A 16,710-nucleotide genomic window follows, 5' to 3' on the forward strand; every position below is an offset into this window, starting at 1 on the left:
CTACCGCCCGCCGGCTCCTGAAGCCATCGTCCAAATGGACCAAGGGCCAATTAGCCACTAACAATCAAATTGGACCACATAGGTGGGGCTGATCAACTCGACCCATTGTCCGAGAGCAGGCGTGGCTTGTGCAGCACCGTCGCCTGATCGCAGCCCGAAGCCTGCAGCGCCAGGTCAAGCGTGTCGGTCACATCGCCTGACTTCATCGTCGTGCAAAGCTTCCAGGCAATGATGTAACGGCTGTAATCGTCGAGTATCGTCGAGAGATAGAACCAGCCCCAGCCGATGACCTTCAGGTAAGTGAAGTCGGTCTGCCACAACTGGTTCGGCCGCGTCGTCTTGTCCCGGAACTCGTTGGCCGCCGACACCACCACATAGGCTGGGCTGTTGATCAGGTCATAAGACTTGAGGATGCGATAGACGGAAGCCTCTGACACAAAATACTTTTCCGTGTCGGTGAACCGCACCGCCAACTCACGAGGCGACAGATCGCTTTCCTTCAGGGCCAAGTCCTTGATCTTCTCGCGCACCGGCCCCGGAATCCGGTTCCAGACCCGTGATGGCCTGGGGCTGCGATCCTCAAGCGCCTCGGGACCACCCGACAGATATCGGTCATACCAGCGATAGAAGGTGGTTCTGGGGATGCCCAGCTTGTCCAGCGTTCGTTTGGTCGGCAGGTGGGACTGCTCAACCAAGCGGATGATCCCCAGTTTCTCGGATGCGGGATATCTCATTCGTCGTCGCCCCCATCCGCGGTCATGCTTTTTTGAGAAGACGCAGCTCTAGCGCCTGCTCGGCCACGACCTCCTTCAGGTCACGGGCCTCACGACGCAGATCCTTGACGTCGGTCGACGTCGCAGCACGCGCCGTGTCGCCCGCCAGGCGCTTCTTCCCAGCCTCGAGGAACTCCTTGGACCAGCTGTAATACAGGCTCTGGGCAATGCCCTCGCGCCGACACAGTTCGGCAATGCTGTCTTCGCCCTTCAGGCCGTCCAGCACGATCCTGATCTTCTCTTCCGCCGAATACTGTTTGCGGGTGGCTCGGCGGATGTCCTTAACGATCTTCTCGCCGTAGCTCTGTTTGGTTCCGGGTTTCTGTCTCATCTTCACTCCTTGGTGGTTACGATGAGCCAGAAACCCTCTCCTATCAATTCAGCCTAATCTGTCCCATTGGCGCTGACGTCAGACAGTTGAAGGAACTTTCAACTTCCTCGTGCCTGTCCATTAGTTCAACACAATACTTATTGCTAGCCAACCGGCTGGAGCAATGGCAAAATGCGACAATCTGCAGATCCAATAACCGTAAACACAACTTCGCCGCTATCGTCATTTGGCAGACAAAAAATGGAAAGAACATCCGTAATTATGCGATTTGAACGAGCGCTCTTGCAGGGTTACTCGATTTGATTGTATCAGATCCAGTCAAAATATCGGTGGTCACCGCCGTATATAATCGAGCCGCCACGGTCGGCGACACTCTGTCTACAGTATCCTTTCAGGACTATCCATTGGTTGAACATATCGTTCAAGATGGAGGTTCCAACGACGGCACGCTTGATACCATCGCAGGACATCCAAACACATCAGCACTCCTGATGAGTGAACATGATCGTGGTATCTACGATGCGATAAACAAGGGCATGTCTCGTGCGACTGGTGATGTTGTCGGCTTGCTACATTCCGACGACGTATTTGCCGACGAAGGTGTCTTGTCGAGAGTAGCCGAAGCCTTTGCCGACCCTGACATCGACTGTATCTATGGCGATCTGCAGTATGTCTCTGCAAGCGACACAACCCGCGTTATTCGACACTGGACCTCTGGCCCCTTCAACCGAAGCAATCTCAAGCGCGGATGGATGCCACCGCACCCTACTTTCTATATTCGTCGCCAACTGCTCGAGAGGCACGGTGGCTACGATACGTCGTTTGAAATTGCGGCAGACTATGATGCCATGTTGCGCTGGCTCTGGTGCCACAGGCTTCGCCCTGCTTACCTCCCCGGCGTCATGGTCAAGATGCGCATGGGCGGCGAGAGCAACCGTTCTCTCGGACGCATCCTGTGCAAGAGCAGGGAAGACTACCGCGCCCTACGGCGCAACGGCGTGGGCGGCATCGGCACCCTCGCCCTTAAGAATTTGAGCAAGATCAATCAATTCAAACCAAGTAAGACCCAAGGACAATGAGCACGACGGACTTGACCTGCCCCGTAGGCCCCTAATTGATAATGAGAGTGTGCGGGTTTGGATTTCATATTCTTGGTCGCCGTTTGGGCTAGCGCGTCATGCGCGGAGCCGACAAATTGCAGAAGCGCTCGGCACACTTGGAGCTGCACAAAAGGGTTACAGGCCCATGTTTGCCTTTGATGACCGACGCCCAAGAATGACACCAAACGAAACCGCAAAAAGAAGCAACGGGAATGTTCGCGCATACGGCCCTGAAACCATGCTGTACACCAATAAGGTCGTCACCACACAAAATAGTGCGGAAATATATTGATCATTCGCCTTCCGAAAAAAATCAAAAGCCCTTGCCCAAAGCATGACCCCGAACAGTATGACAATTGTCCCAATAATCAGACCGAACCCGAGCCAGAGATCCATTATAATGTTATGCGCACTACCAAAGGCTAGGCCTTCCAAACTTTTATGAGGCAAATACCCATACCCCAAAAATGGTCGCTCTAGTATGTATAGGAAGACATTTTGCCAGATTTCGGCACGGCCCGTGCTCGCAGCTGCAATACTTTTAGCCTCAAGAGTTTGACCAATTCTCACAAATATGCCGTATGAATCGCCAGGTAGGTATAAAAAGTGAGAAAAAGTGCCGCCCACCAGAATTAACACCACAATAAGCAAGATACCCTTCATATTCTTCGTTTTGGAGAAAAATAGAACAAAGAGAATACCTGTTGAGAAAGTAATTATGCCCCCCCTAGAACCACTCCAAAACAAAGTCATTGAAGCAATCACAATCAAGAGTAAAAAAATCGGGCGGACACCTTCATTGGGCTTTGTCATGACATAAGCAGTCAACAATGAAAGTGAAATTGTAGAGACCCAGCCCACCGGACGCGGGTTTTCATAGCCGTAGAGTATTGTATTCGCCCCAAATTCTGCGGACAGCTCGGCGAAGTGTTGGGGATCGGTCTGTACAAGCAGCATCGGCACGACAACAAGAGCGGCAGCAACGACAAAAAATTGAAATACTTCTTTTGCACTAACGATGCCGCCCCTGGCAGAGACATAAAACAGCACTGCAACAAGTGTCGTCCCCAAGAGTGATACCAATCCGTACATCGGGTAAAAAAGATCCTGCGCCGAATACATCGTAAATAAAAATGCGTAAATGAAAAACACCAGTATGGACCGGAGGATGAGTTTTTCATTGCGCGATCTCATAAATAATACTGGCACAATGAGAAAAGGCATAGCCGTCAGGATGAAAGCATAGGCCGTCATTGTTACTGTCCAGCTCGAACCTCTATTTTCGTTCGTAAAAAAATCAAAAATAGGTGAAAACAACATGTTGAGCGGTATAAACACGAGGACCAATAAACACAGCGGCTTAAGCAGTCTTTGCGGTGTAAAAGTTGTTAAGTTCTTCATAGATGGTGCCCAGACCTTGGTGACAGCCTGTCTCCAGCTGTGGTTTGCATGTTGCTTAGTCCCGTCTTTCAACTCAACCCCTTGTAATGCCTCGGGCGAAATAAACGTATCGCCAATTTGCGCGATCGCTTCTCGAAAGTGTTTGATCTCATCCGATCAGGATTGTCGCGTGACAACGCAAGTAAAGAAAGCTCTGGGTCTCAGTATCAAGCGTAGGGTGGTGGAGGCTGGCACACTGAACAACAACATAGTCCCGAGACCCTGAGTCACGCACCTGACGTGTAAAGCTGCAGCATGCATTTACGCAGAACTATAAGCCCTGTGACCAAGCCCCCGAGGAGCGCTCTTTGGATTGGAGTCATTGAGGATCGCGTCCGATAGGTTCACGCAAGCATTCTCTAGCGCCTTTTTTGTGGCGAAGACTACCCAGGGATGGGTCTTTGCAAAACGGGTTACCGCCATCACAGCGGCGGCGATGCGACCTACCCACACCAGCGACAAAACAAAAGAGTGCAGCTTACCGAGAGAGTGGATACGCAACTCTCTTCCCAGCAGCGTTTCAATATCAAGAATTTCACTCGGAAATAGCTTTGTGGTGGCCGAGAACGGCCAGACAACTCAATTGCGCGCGTCTGCTATCTTACCAACATCCATCCGCAAACGGTAGTTGCTTGCTGCGGAGAGTAAAAAAGCGAAGGACCCAAAAAACAGCGCCAAAAAGAGCAGCACGGCAAGGAACACAGCAAGATTATTATCCCAAAGCAACACCGCTACGATCTGCGGCGTGACTACGAACGGCGCGAGGACCAGTGTGGTGAGTGGATTGGTAATATTGCGATGGCCACGGCCGATGAAGCAAATCTCGATGGTGCGCATGACGAGCTGGTGGGCATGGAGGCGATCAGGCATCATCGGGTCCTTGTGGCCGCGGCGTCTACGGTACATCGCCAATAGCGTATCAGCCAAAGGCCAAAACAGCGTCAAAAGGATGGCCCATGGTGAGACGCCCGGCACGTTCAGAATGACGGCGATACCAAACCAGCACAGCACAAACCCAAGCGTATAGGCCCCGGCGTCGCCCAAAAAGATCAACCCGAAAGGGAAGTTGACAATGAAGAAACCAAAGGTGACAGCGGCGAGCATCATGCTCAGGGTAACCATCGCTGTGTAACCTCCCTGATGCGCAATCAGCGCAATTGCGACGGAAGCGGTGATGGCTGTCATCGACGCAAGGCCATTCACTCCGTCTATCAGGTTAAAGCCGTTAGAAACGCCCGCCGTGATCAGCAACGTGAAGGGAACCCCGATGAACCAGTACTGCAACAGATGGTCGACAAAAGGGGCGCCTATTCGTGGCAACCAGACTTCCAGTAAGACAACAACAATCAGGCTGGTCGCAACGACTGCAACCAAGCGCAGCCTTGGCGAGACATGGAAACCAACGTCCTCTCTCAAACCAACCATGAACAAGAGTGATGTCGCCACAAGAAACTGAAAGTAACTCTGCGAAGCGATGTCAGGTGCAAAGAGCATACTGCATGCCAAAGCCCCAAAAATTGCGATGCCGCCCACGCGTGGTATTAGACCGTCATGCATTGCCTGCACTGCATTCATGTCGTCATGTCGACCACCCAGCCTTGGGATAAACCGAGCCAGTACGATCAGCGCGCCGCAAATCAGCATGCTCAGTATCGCAAGATAAGCAAGATGAGGTTGGAGGAACTGCTCCAGATCCAATTTCATGCAACTGTTCCATTATTCGTGTGAATCATACTACAGCTTTGCGTTGTGTTGGATTTATTGAACTAGTCAATTTGGCACAAGTTCACGCGTGATTTTTTCGGGTTTTCTGGTTTGAAGTTGCTCGAATGACGCTATTGGCGCCAGGGTATCTTGCTTGCGAGCCCACTACCCTTTTCATCACAACGCACCAAGGCCGGCGCAGCTCATTGTTTCACCGCTTATGGTGGCTTCCTTTCCAACCCAATCTGCCCCAATGTTCACCTGCACCAAACACGGGGCCAATAAAATGATCCTGATATAGATTGTATTTGGCGACAAGACGGGCCACTGCATCGACGTCAAGGAGCAGTTCTTCGCAGGCTATGGCCAATCGCGGCAAATGGGTAATGCCGTCAAAACCCGCAGTCAAACAACGCTGGATTCCAGTTGCAATGCATAGACCTTTGGGTCGCAGCGTTTGTGACGGGTGAACCGAGGCGGCGGCGATAAGCCGACACCCCAAACCCGTTGTCAATCGCCCGATTTATAGCTGTAGCGAGCATTGTAGGCGTAGGCATAACCGCCGCGTGCCCGCGCACTCTTGGGATCGAAATCATTGAGGATCGCGCCAGAAAGCTTTACGCCCGCATTCTCAAGCGTCTTTTTCATAGCCATGACTTCTCCGGGATGCGTCTGACCGAAACGGGTAACAGCAATCACTGCACCAACGGCGCGGCCAAGCACGACAGGGTCGGTGACAGCCAAAACTGGTGGCGCATCAATGATAATCAGGTCGAAGTCTCCGTCGAGGGTCTTGATCAGATTGGAGAGGTCTTCCCGCATCAACAGTTCGGAAGGGTTAGGCGGGAATGGTCCACTGGAAAGAACGGTGAGGTTTTTCACCTCTGTTGTGATCAGCGCGGAGCTGAGATCAACCTCACCCGAGAGCACCTCGGCGAGACCGGGATGAGTTCTAGGGATGTCAAAATACTTGCGCTGCTGACCGCGTCGCATGTCCGCGTCAACAAGGCAAACCTTCTGCCCCGACTGTGCCGCGACCACGGCGAGGTTTGCGGAGATGAAGCTCTTTCCAACACCGGGTGCTGGACCGGTGAAGACGACAGAACGCGTTTGGGCATCAAGCATGCCAAAGTGCAGTCCCGTGCGCAGTGATCGCAATCCCTCAACGAAAAGATCTTGTGGCGTATCCAGTGCTACGAGAGGGAGAGATTTTCTTCCTTTTGCAGATTTCAACCCCGATGATTGCCGGTTGAGTGTTGCAAAGACAGGAAGCCCCATCGCCTCAAGATCCTGGCTACCGTCGACAGTTTTGCGCAGATAACTCCTCGCCAATACAGTCCCAGCGCCGACAAGCAGACCTAAGAGGCTGGAAAGCGCAAGAATGATGGCCTTGCGTGGCGCTACAGGTTCTTGAGGTGCGCGCGCAGTGTCAACGATGCGGACATTTCCGATATTGCTTGCTCTGAGCACCCTCAGCTCTTGGGCGCGGTTGCGCAGCTGGACGAAGACTTCTCGCGCGAGTTCGAGGTCCTGCGTCAGGGTCAGCACTTCGCGCTGTGTGGCTGGTAGCGCTCGCACCTCCTCGCGCAGCGCAACGAGTCGCTCTTCGATCCGCGCCCTATTGGCCAGCAATCTGCGATATTCTGGGTGGTTAGGCGTATAGCGCTCTGCGACCTCTTCTTCGAGCCCCGCGAGATCGATGAGCTCGGCCTCAAGCGCCCGTATTTGCGTCAGAAGCGCTTCACCTTCAGCCCCAAGAGAGATTGTCTCCTGAGCCTCACGGAAACTGGTGAGTGCAACTTCCGCCTCCTGAACGGCCTCGCGCGCGGCTGGCATCTGGCTTTCCACAAACGCGAGACTACTCTCGGCTTCTGCGGCACTACGGTCAGCATTTTGCGACAGATAGGCTTGTGCAATTGCATCAAGGGTTCGGCGCGCTGTCTCCGGCGAACCCGACTCGAACGTCATTCTTAAAATGCCAGAATTGCGACCCTGCTCGGATATGCTGAGATTGTCTGTCACACGTTCGATCGCTTCCAGCTCTGGAAGTTGCTCCAGGACAAATATGCGTCCAGCCTCTCCTTCAAGGGTGCCAACCCGGACCGTAAAGCCTATTTCTTCGGCGAAGACAGGTTCGCCGACCTGCCCCCGCAGTTCCTGTCCGTTCGGGAGTGTCAGAACAAAGCGGCCCTGCCCCTCCGACGTGAGGTAAATCTCCTCCCCCAGCCAAGCGGGAGGAACGTCAAGAAGGTCAAGACGAATGGCGTCGCCTGGACGCGCAAAACGCGTCAGGAAGTCCCACTGAGGAAGTGGAATATCTTGCGTCGCAAGCAAGTGACCGATCAATGGCGCCGGGAGTGGCTTGGCGTCCCAATCAAGATTGAGACGCGAAATGGCACGTCCGACCACCATACGAGACCTGATGATCTCGATCTCGGTGACGGCGCGTGGGCTGTCCCCTGAGAGGTCTGCCAGGCCCTCTGGCAGACCCAGTTGACCAGCTTTCTCTTCAAGTTGGAGGAGCCCGTCGGCCTGATATATAGGGGGTGTGTTGAAAATGTAAAAAAGACCGACCAGAGCGCCGAAGAAAACGAATGCCATGATCCTGATTTTGCCCGCCCAGAGTCGCGCAAAGAGGTCAACGAGATCAATTTCGTCGTCACGGTTCGCGTCACTCTGGGTTTGCAGCTGTTCGGTCATCGGTCACTCCGCATTCTTGGGCGACAGGCGTAACACCCAGGCCATCGTGGCTTCTTGAATGAGTGCAAAGACGTATTCGTGAAACTCCCGGCTCTGACGGTACGGATCAGGGATATCCGCGTCGCCCGTCCAGCGGCTTAGGCGCATGACGCGTCCAGATAGCTCCGGTGCAATCCGCTCAATCTCACGCTTATGACCGGCCTCAAGTACCAAAATGAGATCATACTGCTCGCCTATTTCACGGGTAAATTGTCGCGCCACGTGGTCTCCGACAGTAACGCCGGCGGCCTCCGCGACTGTGCGCGCCGTCGGGTCAACGTCACTTCCGACCACCGCTCCAATGCCGGCAGAGGCGACAGTGTGATCTGGAAGATGCGCGCTTAAAATCGCCCCGGCGATCGGAGAGCGACATATGTTGCCCACGCAAACAGTCAGGATACTCTTCATCTCACATCAGAGCCCTTCAACAGTCGTATTCGTCGTATTGACTGCACCCACTGTCGGCAGCAAACCCAGTATGGTGTCGTTCCAGCGCTGACGCGGTGAGCGGGTCACGTATACGACGTCACCGGGCTCCAAGCTGAAACGGGTGCCCAGCAGGAAGCCTGCGGGCGATTCCACAGAAAGCTGGAAAACGGTCATCTTGTCACTGCCGCCACGGAATACAAAGATACCCCTCGCATCGGCGCGCAACTCGTCGAGCCCGCCCTGGCGCGCAAGCGCTTGGGTCAGTGACAGCGCTTCGCCCGCGAGGTCGATGCCGGAAGGACGTCCTACCTCACCTAAGACAAAGATCTCTTGGGGGGCTCTTGTCGGCACAAAAACCACATCTCCAGAGCCAAGCATCGGATTGTTCGACACCATCCCGCGCTCAAGAAAGCCCTCGAGGTCAACACGGTATGAACGTCCGTTACGCTGAAGTGTGACCCCCGCAGGGTCAGCCTCTGGGTCAAGGCCACCCGCAGCATTCACAGCATCGATCAGGGTCAAGGGAACAGTCGTGAGGGGGAGCCTCTGCGGTGCGGCAACGGCACCGGTGATGTTGATCGCTTGCGAATTGAATGCCGCTACGCGGACCTCAAGCTGCGGATCAGCAATGTATTCTGCCAAGCCGACCATGAGGTTGGCACGTATTTGCTCGGGCGCAAGTCCCGCAGCCTGCACCTGCCCCACGAACGGGTAAAAGAAGGTCCCGTCTGACTGTACACGGAAACCGGTCTCCGCAGCGCTCCGCTGTGGACCGGCCGGCATGGTAAGCTCAGGATGGTTAAAGACCAAAACGCTCAATATATCGCCTGGACCTACCCTGTAGTTCCAATTCGCCGGACCGGGCAGACTAGTCCTTTGCGGTGGCGACACGTCTCGATTGAAGGTTGCAATATTCCCCTCGTCGAGCCGAACGAGTGATACGCTTTCACCTATTTCAGCCTGCTTCGCAGATGTAACTGGGAAGCTGCTTGAACCGTCAGCACAGGCCGACAGCCCGAGACCACAGATGAAAGCAATCAGGAAACGCATTTGAACTCCAGGCACCTCAATTAATGATCGCAATCGACCATGATCATTTAGATCGACGCTGTAACGTCGCCACCTAAAGCGAAGGAAAGCGCACCCCCTGAGAGCGCGCTTTCTTCATTTCAGAAGCTTCCAATCATAGCAAGAATACAAAAATTTGTATCATTTATGTGTGTCGCAAAGCGGCCAAAAATCTGGGCTTCTTAGCTTATCTTGCTCTGTAACTGATCGAGAAACTCTATTAGCTACCGCCACCTGAATCGCCAGCGGCTACAGCGATCAGAACAGCAAGGATAGCCACTGGGATCCAAATGGATCCCGAACCGGCAGGTTCTTCCATGACGACTGGCGCTGGCACTTCGGCTTCAACGATCTCATCCATAAGACCACCGGCGCTTGCGGTAGATGCGGCAGTTGCCATAATCACGGCTGCTGACAAACCTTTAATATTCATAATTCTAGTGTCCCTTCTGGTTGCGTTATGTATTCTTAGACATGGGTAAGGCAAAAGCCATGCGTTTGCAATTACTACATTAAACTTCAAAGTATTTGTATATCCACTGCCCCCACCCTTGGAGAAACCCACTGGCGCGACTGCCAGATCATTCCCGCCGCGTCGATCCAGTAAAGGTTCCTGAAACCACCAGCATCCCCGGTGCAGGTCTCGCTGATCACACGGGTTTGGTGTTTGCGCTGAAAAATTTCGATCGTTTCACTGCGAAGAACCGCAATGTTGCAGGCGTATTCACTGCGGATGATCTGGTCTTCGCCATTCAGATAGTCATGGACCCGCACCGTGCGGCCCCTACCGCTAACGACCGATCGATAGACCAGCCCGACATCTGCGCCCATCAGGTCATTGCCCAAACCACGGGTTGCTACGAGGATCCCGTCATACAACGTCAGGCTGACATCTTCATCCGAGACCCACGCGATCAAGTCACCATTCCTTGACGTGCGTGCAAAAACCGATGCCAGTTCTTCACTCACAGGCGCAAAGAGCAACAAATCATTTGGGGCCGTGTCGATCATTTCCCTCGTTAATACCTCTCTTGGGTCCGTCTTCTCCTCCCAGAAATCAGACCCCGCGTTCGCAAGCCCCTCCAGAACACGCACACTGGGTTGGTTCTGCGCCAGCGGGCCGCAAGCAGTGACGCCCAAGAGCGCCATGATCAGGACTAACGTTCTCATCTCCAAAACCGCCCCCAGCTTTCCTGCAAGGCGACAACATGGCCGCCGCGCACCGTTTCGTACAAACGGCCATCAACGTTCAGGCGCGCGCCACCATCACGGCTCAGAGATGACAAGCGGACATCCACCTGGTCACGCGTGGCATTGCCGAGGGCCCAGTCCAGCGGAATCGTCAACTGAATACCCTTATCAAAGGACCCCTCACCGAAATCGTCAAAGGGGACATCGGTCAACGTGGCATAGGCCCCGACGCGCCACCCATTCGCAAACTCGCGATCAAGCGCAAAGGTCGCACCCCAATCACCGGCAAGGTAGCGGCCGACATCGATCCTGCCGTGGAAATCGTTTTCAAAATCATAGTAGACTGAGCCATGTCCCGTCACGACATCGTAGACACCGTCCAGTTCGGGGAAATCCTGTGCTCCGAAACCAAGGTCATAGTCACGTTGCACGACGTAGTTGAGCTCAGCACCAAGCGCCACGCGGCTGTCGACAGGTTTCCAAAGCAACTCGGTCGACGCCCCCGCGAACATCTTTTCAAGATAGCCAAGTGAGACGCGGCTATAGAGCGCGCGGCCGGGCCGTTCGTACCAATGCAGCGCCAGGTCTTCGATCCCGATTTCGCCTGCCTCTCCGTAGAGCGCCACATTCCGCCGGACCGGTTGGAGTGTTGAATCCGAGACACGTGCATCCGAACGGTTTTCGGAAATCCGGTAGCGCGCGGTCCCTTCAAGGGTGAGATTGGGCAGCAAAGCGTAGCGCAGATCAGCCTGCAGCCCGTATTCGCCACGCAACGGGTCTGACCCGTCAAACAACTGGACCGCGTAGTAAGGGGAAAGGCCCCATTCAAACGCACTGGCCTGCATATTCAATGGAGCCTGTCCAACTTCCGCTGGCGCCTCCGCAAAGGCCACCTGTGCGAGGCTTCGTGCTGCCGCATTGGGGCGGTTTTCCAGCGCCTCCATATCGGATCGCCGGATCGAAACGGTCGATAGGGGCAAACCTGCACCGGTCGGCTCAAGCACGAACATCTCAACAGACGGTGGCATGGTTGCGGTAAGCACCCGCGCGACACGGCCCAGCGCCTGCGCTTCGGCGCGGTATGTTTCGTTTTTAAAACGCACACGAACAGTGCTGCCGGAAAAGACAAGGCTCTGCAAAACCACGCCCTCTGCCAAGAGCGCAGCAGCGGTCGCGTCTTCCAGCGCAGGCGCCACTGGCACCACCACACTGTCAGACCCGATACCAGACGCAGTGCGCGTTCGCACTGACACAGGTACCGGTGCGGCCTCAAATCCACTGCGCGCGACACGGTCCTTTGGATCAATGACAAGCGTTGCGGAAAAACCGATATCACTGCCTCCTAAGGCGTAGGCGCTGAGAATATAATCTGCATTCGGCGCATAGCTGAGACCAAAATTGAAAGGTGTCTCACGCTCCACCACCCCCAGGCTTGTCTCGCGCGCATATCCGTCGCTGGAATATTCCGCAGTCGCGATCCAATTGTCACTAAACCGCCACTCAGCACCGCCAAAGAAAGCTGCGTCCCCTCGGAAAAACTGATCAAACGACGGCTTGCCACCAAAGCCAAAGTCTAGCGCTGGACGCTCGATAAATGCATCGCTTACAACACCAAGCGGGTTCTCAAAGCCACCCTCGGTTGCCAGACGACCCCAACCGAGTCCGACCGTTGCCCTCAGCTGCGGCGAAAGCGTCTTGCTCGCCACAAGGTATTCACCGCTATAGACACCTGTTCCCATAAAATCGCGCAAACCAATGGCAACCGCAGAACGCAAGCTGCCCTCGGTCAGGAGCTGATAGTGCAGATCAAAACTGCGATCATAGAGATCATCTGTCCCCGGACCACCCCATTCCGCGAGCCGTGAATAGCGAAACGTACCACTAAACCGTGGAGTCACTTGAAAATTGAACGACACCCTTTGCTGGTTCTCAAAACCGCCGAGCGTCATGCCTATCTCTGCATCTGGTCGCACAAACGCCGAGGGCATTTCGATAAGACCTGGGGTGCCGTAAAGTGAATAGCCGCTGCGCCACTCCTCTGCGGCTCCATCACTCGCAGCGAAGGCACAAAAGGCCAGAGTAGTTAGTTGAATGGATCTCTTCATCGCCTCGTTTCGCTGCCCCGCAAGTTCAGACATAGCCCAATGTCGCATCTGTTCTTTTTTCTTGCGTCCGTTTTTACGCAACGTTCCATTCAATAGCCAATCTTAAACCAAAGCCTTAGTCCAGTTATGTTCCAGGTGCGACACGCGCGGCACGGTATCCTTTCAAAGCTCATTTCCGGTGAGCAGTTTTTCAGCCTTGCCAGCGCCACTCACGTCTCTCGAAATGCTCGGACGAAATAGTCGGCAAGCGGCTTAATCAGGAACTGAAGCGGGCTGCGATCCAGTGTGCGTGCAAACGCCTGCACCGGCATGCCGGGGATCAGTGTCATTTCCTCAGGCAGGCGGTCCATCTCGCCTGCCGCAAGCTCGATCTCGGCGCGGTAATACGAAAGCCCGGAATTTTCATTCTGGAACGCATCGGCGGACACCAGCGTGACCGTGCCATTCAGTTCAGGCGTGCGGCGCTGATCAAAAGCCGAAAACCGCAAAGTGACCTCTTGGCCGACATAAATCTGGTCGATGTCTGTCACCTGTACCTGCGTGGCGATCACAAGCGGGCGGTCCTGCGGGATCAGGAACAGCACTGGATCCGCGGCGCGGATCACCGATTGCGGCGCAAAGACCTGCAAACCATACACAATGCCCGAGACCGGCGCGCGTATATCCAGCCGGTCAAGCTGGCGACGCAGCGTGCGGCGACGCTCGGACAGTTCCAGCTCGTTGAACTCCAAATCACGCAACCGCGTGATAGCCTCCTCGCGGCGCGTCGATGACAGGCCAAGCACTTGCAACTCGATCTCTGTTATCCGTTCGGCAGCCTGAGCAGATTGTGCCGTCAATTCGCCGACCCGCCCGAGCAGGCTCGCTTCTTCACGTTGTAGCGCAAGCACCCGACTTGCTTGGGCAAGGCCACGGTCAAAAAGGCTTTGTTGATCTTCTAGTTCTTTGGCGATCAGATCACGCTGGGTAGACAGCGCCTCTTGCTGCGCACTGATCCCTACTAGCTGGCTGGCAACTTGCGCGCGTTGCTGGCTGAGCTGCTCGATCGCACTTTGGTTGGTTTCCAGGCGCGCGCGGAACAAACGTTCCTGCCCTTCCATGAGTTTTTGCACTTCCGGCGTCGCAACCTCGGTCAGGATCGGGCTGAATATCAGTTCCGACGCATCATCCCTTTCGGCCTCCAGACGCGCACGGCGTGCCAGAATCTCAAAAAGCTGGCCCTCGACAATGGCAAGTTCCGATTGCAGGATCGTCGGATCCAGCCGCAGCAGCAGATCTCCGGCCTGCACCGCATCACCTTCATCAACGATGATCTCGTCGACAACGCCACCATCAGGGTGCTGCACGACTTGCCTATTGCGGTCTACCTCAATTTGACCGGTCGTAATCACCGCACCTGAAATTTGCGCCATGACCGACCAGGTCCCGAAACCACCAACAAGGATCAGTAACGCAAGACCACCAATCATAAGATGCTTGTTTGCTGACCAGCGCTTGGCGACATTCTCAATCATGACACGCCCCCGCCTTTGCCAGTGCTACGTTGAATTTCGCCATGGTTCTTGACCATCTCGGCAAGAACCGCGTCTTTCGGACCGAAGGCCCGTCTTGTGCCATTCTCGAGCACCAGCAAGAGATCACATTCCTGAATAGCAGACGGCCGATGTGCCATGATGAAGACCACTTTACCGTCGGCTTTCAGCGCCTTGATCGCCTTGTTCAGTGCAAGAGACCCGTCATTGTCGAGGTTCGAGTTGGGTTCGTCCAAGACAACCATCACCGGATCGCCATAAAGCGCCCGCGCCAGACCGATCCTTTGAATCTGACCGCCCGACAACCGCCCGCTACTCGATGACACACGGGTATCATAACCGTCCGGCAATTTGAGGATCATCTCATGGGCGTCAGCGGTTTTGGCAGCAATAATGACCTTGGCATCATCAGGTGCCATCGACATCCGTGCAATGTTTTCCTTGATTGTACCGTCAAAAAGATGAACGCGTTGCGGCAGATAGCCGACATGCTGGCCAAGAACATCCGGTTCGTATTGGTCAAGTGCCGCACCATCGAGCCGGATCTTTCCAACCGCCGGTGTCCAGACACCTGTCAGAATACGCGCAAGCGTCGATTTGCCTGCACCCGACTGACCAATCACCCCAACGGCCTGCCCCGGCGAGACCGCAAAGCTGACCCCGCGCAACGATGCCTGCTGTTCGCCCGGTGGAACAGCAGTGACCTGATCGGCGACAATCTTAGCCAAAGGTTTCGGTAGTTCAGTACGCTGCTCGTCTTCTGGCACTTGCCCGAGAAGCTCGGACAAGTTGCGCCAGCTTTCGCGCCCCCGCTGGAACACGGCCCATTGTCCCACGAGCTGTTCAATCGGTGCCAGCGCGCGTCCAAGCAGGATGGACCCCGCGATCATGGCACCGGGTGACAATTCATTGATCAACACAAGGTATGCACCGAGACCGAGCATCGCAGATTGTAGAAACAGCCTAAATGACTTGGTGATCGCCGTGAATGTACCCGACGTATCTGCGGCATCAATGGCTGTATCCAAAGACTTGCCACGCGCGAGTTGCCAACGATCAAATGCAGCGCCCCGCATGCCGAGGGAATGCACCATTTCACTCTCACTGCGAATTTGAGTGCCCAATTGGTTTGAAGCGAAACTCGCTGCGTTTGCGGCTTCCATAGGTTTGCGCGACCTGAATTGGTTGAGCAAAGCGACAATCAGAAGGACCACCGCCCCGACGATCGCCAACAGACCCATCAAAGGGTGGAAGATAAAAATGCCAAAGAAGAAGAGCGGCACCCATGGCAAATCAAACAGCGCCATCAGTGCAGGTGATGTAATCAGGCGCTGAACAGCTTCGAGATCACGCAAGCCCGTTGCCGCCTCACGCGGCGCCCTGTTCAGCGTCGTCGCCTTGAGTACAGCGCCAAAGACCCGCCGGTCCAAATCGGCCTGAAAGCGGGCGCCCACACGCCCCATGACACGGCCGCGCACAAAATCAAGAATACCCATCATCGCGTAAAGGAACGCCACCAAAACGGACAAAGCGAGCAATGTTTCAAAGGACCGCGAGCTGAGCACACGGTCATAGACATTGAGCATGTAGAGTGGCCCAGTCAGCATGAGCAGGTTCACAAAGAAGCTGAAAACTGCGACTGCCCAATACAATGAACGGCTTTTCTTGCGCGATTCAGCAAGCTCCGCTCTGCCGCGAACTGAGGTTTCAGTAGACATTTGTTATTGATTACCTCGATGGCCCCTGCCCGCAGATACCATAAGGCCTAATCAAATAGACACAATTGCATTGTGAACGTCTTATTCAGTTAGCGCATGCCTAGACATAAGGTCAGATCTTATAGCCAAATTTGGCGGTTGTGGCGAAAGAGACGACCGATAGGAAGACCTTGGGGCAACGATCATAGCGGTTTGGGACACGTCACAAGCCCTTGGGAGCGGGCAGCAAACACGCCGTCAGAACCTTCGTGACAAAGCGTAAATCCGCCGCGCATCATGCCCCGCCAAAACAATAGGACTGTCAGCATTGCGATCCTCATGACCGCATTCATAGAAACCATCCGCCTAATTGAAGCCATCCAGATCAGGTTCGCAGATTCAAGTTTAGGACGATCAGGCAGATGTATGATTTATCACCCATTGATGTATGAAATTCATACCAGTGATGTTATAGACTTAGATAATTGTCTAAAAGTTGCAGAAGTTAATAAAAACTACACATCGAACATGTGTAGTTTGTGTTCGGTGCGTAGTGAGTGGGTGTAGTGAGTAGTCGCATCCAATCGATGTGTTTAACGAG

The 16,710-nt window shown here is 54.5% G+C and carries 11 protein-coding genes and 1 pseudogene; 1 reads left to right on the forward strand and 11 read right to left on the reverse strand.

Annotated elements, in window-relative coordinates:
• Nucleotides 1-95 precede the first annotated feature (95 nt).
• Nucleotides 96-1,104: pseudogene (locus tag C7964_RS13915) on the reverse strand (DDE-type integrase/transposase/recombinase); the annotation flags it as partial.
• Nucleotides 1,105-1,403: 299 nt separating this feature from the next.
• Here C7964_RS13915 and C7964_RS13920 point away from each other — a divergent pair.
• The gene (locus tag C7964_RS13920; protein WP_286163954.1) at nt 1,404-2,183 is read left to right on the forward strand and encodes a glycosyltransferase family 2 protein; all 780 of its coding nucleotides are present in this window, start codon (nt 1,404-1,406) and stop codon (nt 2,181-2,183) included.
• Nucleotides 2,184-2,339: 156 nt separating this feature from the next.
• Here the strand turns inward: C7964_RS13920 and C7964_RS13925 are convergent, their stop codons facing one another.
• The 10 genes from C7964_RS13925 to C7964_RS13970 all read right to left on the reverse strand — a co-directional run bounded on the left by C7964_RS13925 (nt 2,340) and on the right by C7964_RS13970 (nt 16,130).
• Nucleotides 2,340-3,677, reverse strand: coding sequence for an O-antigen ligase family protein (locus C7964_RS13925; RefSeq protein ID WP_146214865.1), 1,338 nt, complete (start codon nt 3,675-3,677; stop codon nt 2,340-2,342).
• Nucleotides 3,678-4,223: 546 nt separating this feature from the next.
• Nucleotides 4,224-5,348 carry an MraY family glycosyltransferase gene (locus C7964_RS13930; protein WP_110280283.1) on the reverse strand — a complete coding sequence of 375 codons (1,125 nt, stop codon included), beginning with the start codon at nt 5,346-5,348 and terminating at the stop codon, nt 4,224-4,226.
• Nucleotides 5,349-5,858: 510 nt separating this feature from the next.
• Nucleotides 5,859-8,048 carry a polysaccharide biosynthesis tyrosine autokinase gene (locus C7964_RS13935; RefSeq protein ID WP_110280284.1) on the reverse strand — a complete coding sequence of 730 codons (2,190 nt, stop codon included), beginning with the start codon at nt 8,046-8,048 and terminating at the stop codon, nt 5,859-5,861.
• Between the two features lie 3 nt (nt 8,049-8,051).
• Complete coding sequence (locus C7964_RS13940) at nt 8,052-8,495, reverse strand: low molecular weight protein-tyrosine-phosphatase (RefSeq protein ID WP_110280285.1); 444 nt, start codon at nt 8,493-8,495, stop codon at nt 8,052-8,054.
• A gap of 6 nt (nt 8,496-8,501) precedes the next feature.
• On the reverse strand, nt 8,502-9,566 hold the full coding sequence (locus C7964_RS13945; protein ID WP_181417193.1) for a polysaccharide biosynthesis/export family protein: 1,065 nt from the start codon (nt 9,564-9,566) through the stop codon (nt 8,502-8,504).
• Between the two features lie 238 nt (nt 9,567-9,804).
• Entirely contained in the window at nt 9,805-10,017 is a 213-nt protein-coding gene (locus C7964_RS13950) for a hypothetical protein (protein ID WP_286163955.1), read from the reverse strand.
• Nucleotides 10,018-10,103: 86 nt separating this feature from the next.
• Nucleotides 10,104-10,754: a YjbF family lipoprotein gene (locus C7964_RS13955; protein ID WP_110280287.1), complete on the reverse strand. Its 651-nt coding sequence runs from the start codon at nt 10,752-10,754 to the stop codon at nt 10,104-10,106.
• Nucleotides 10,751-12,928, reverse strand: a complete 2,178-nt coding sequence (locus C7964_RS13960) for a YjbH domain-containing protein (protein ID WP_353652418.1) — start codon at nt 12,926-12,928, stop codon at nt 10,751-10,753. Before C7964_RS13960 ends, C7964_RS13955 begins: the two co-directional genes overlap by 4 nt.
• 161 nt (nt 12,929-13,089) lie before the next feature.
• On the reverse strand, nt 13,090-14,394 hold the full coding sequence (locus C7964_RS13965; protein WP_110280288.1) for an HlyD family type I secretion periplasmic adaptor subunit: 1,305 nt from the start codon (nt 14,392-14,394) through the stop codon (nt 13,090-13,092).
• Nucleotides 14,391-16,130 carry a type I secretion system permease/ATPase gene (locus C7964_RS13970; protein ID WP_110280289.1) on the reverse strand — a complete coding sequence of 580 codons (1,740 nt, stop codon included), beginning with the start codon at nt 16,128-16,130 and terminating at the stop codon, nt 14,391-14,393. Before C7964_RS13970 ends, C7964_RS13965 begins: the two co-directional genes overlap by 4 nt.
• Between the last annotated feature and the right edge of the window lie 580 nt (nt 16,131-16,710).

The sequence above is a fragment of the Loktanella sp. PT4BL genome (assembly GCF_003201935.1).
Lineage (GTDB): Bacteria > Pseudomonadota > Alphaproteobacteria > Rhodobacterales > Rhodobacteraceae > Yoonia.

What these genes read in the sequence shown, in the direction of transcription:
- C7964_RS13950 (WP_286163955.1), bottom strand. Translation starts at nt 10,017, where the DNA reads ATGAATATTAAAGGTTTGTCAGCAGCCGTGATTATGGCAACTGCCGCA.
- C7964_RS13930 (WP_110280283.1), bottom strand. Translation starts at nt 5,348, where the DNA reads ATGAAATTGGATCTGGAGCAGTTCCTCCAACCTCATCTTGCTTATCTT.
- C7964_RS13935 (WP_110280284.1), bottom strand. Translation starts at nt 8,048, where the DNA reads ATGACCGAACAGCTGCAAACCCAGAGTGACGCGAACCGTGACGACGAA.
- C7964_RS13955 (WP_110280287.1), bottom strand. Translation starts at nt 10,754, where the DNA reads ATGAGAACGTTAGTCCTGATCATGGCGCTCTTGGGCGTCACTGCTTGC.
- C7964_RS13945 (WP_181417193.1), bottom strand. Translation starts at nt 9,566, where the DNA reads ATGCGTTTCCTGATTGCTTTCATCTGTGGTCTCGGGCTGTCGGCCTGT.
- C7964_RS13970 (WP_110280289.1), bottom strand. Translation starts at nt 16,130, where the DNA reads ATGTCTACTGAAACCTCAGTTCGCGGCAGAGCGGAGCTTGCTGAATCG.
- C7964_RS13960 (WP_353652418.1), bottom strand. Translation starts at nt 12,928, where the DNA reads ATGCGACATTGGGCTATGTCTGAACTTGCGGGGCAGCGAAACGAGGCG.
- C7964_RS13965 (WP_110280288.1), bottom strand. Translation starts at nt 14,394, where the DNA reads ATGATTGAGAATGTCGCCAAGCGCTGGTCAGCAAACAAGCATCTTATG.
- C7964_RS13940 (WP_110280285.1), bottom strand. Translation starts at nt 8,495, where the DNA reads ATGAAGAGTATCCTGACTGTTTGCGTGGGCAACATATGTCGCTCTCCG.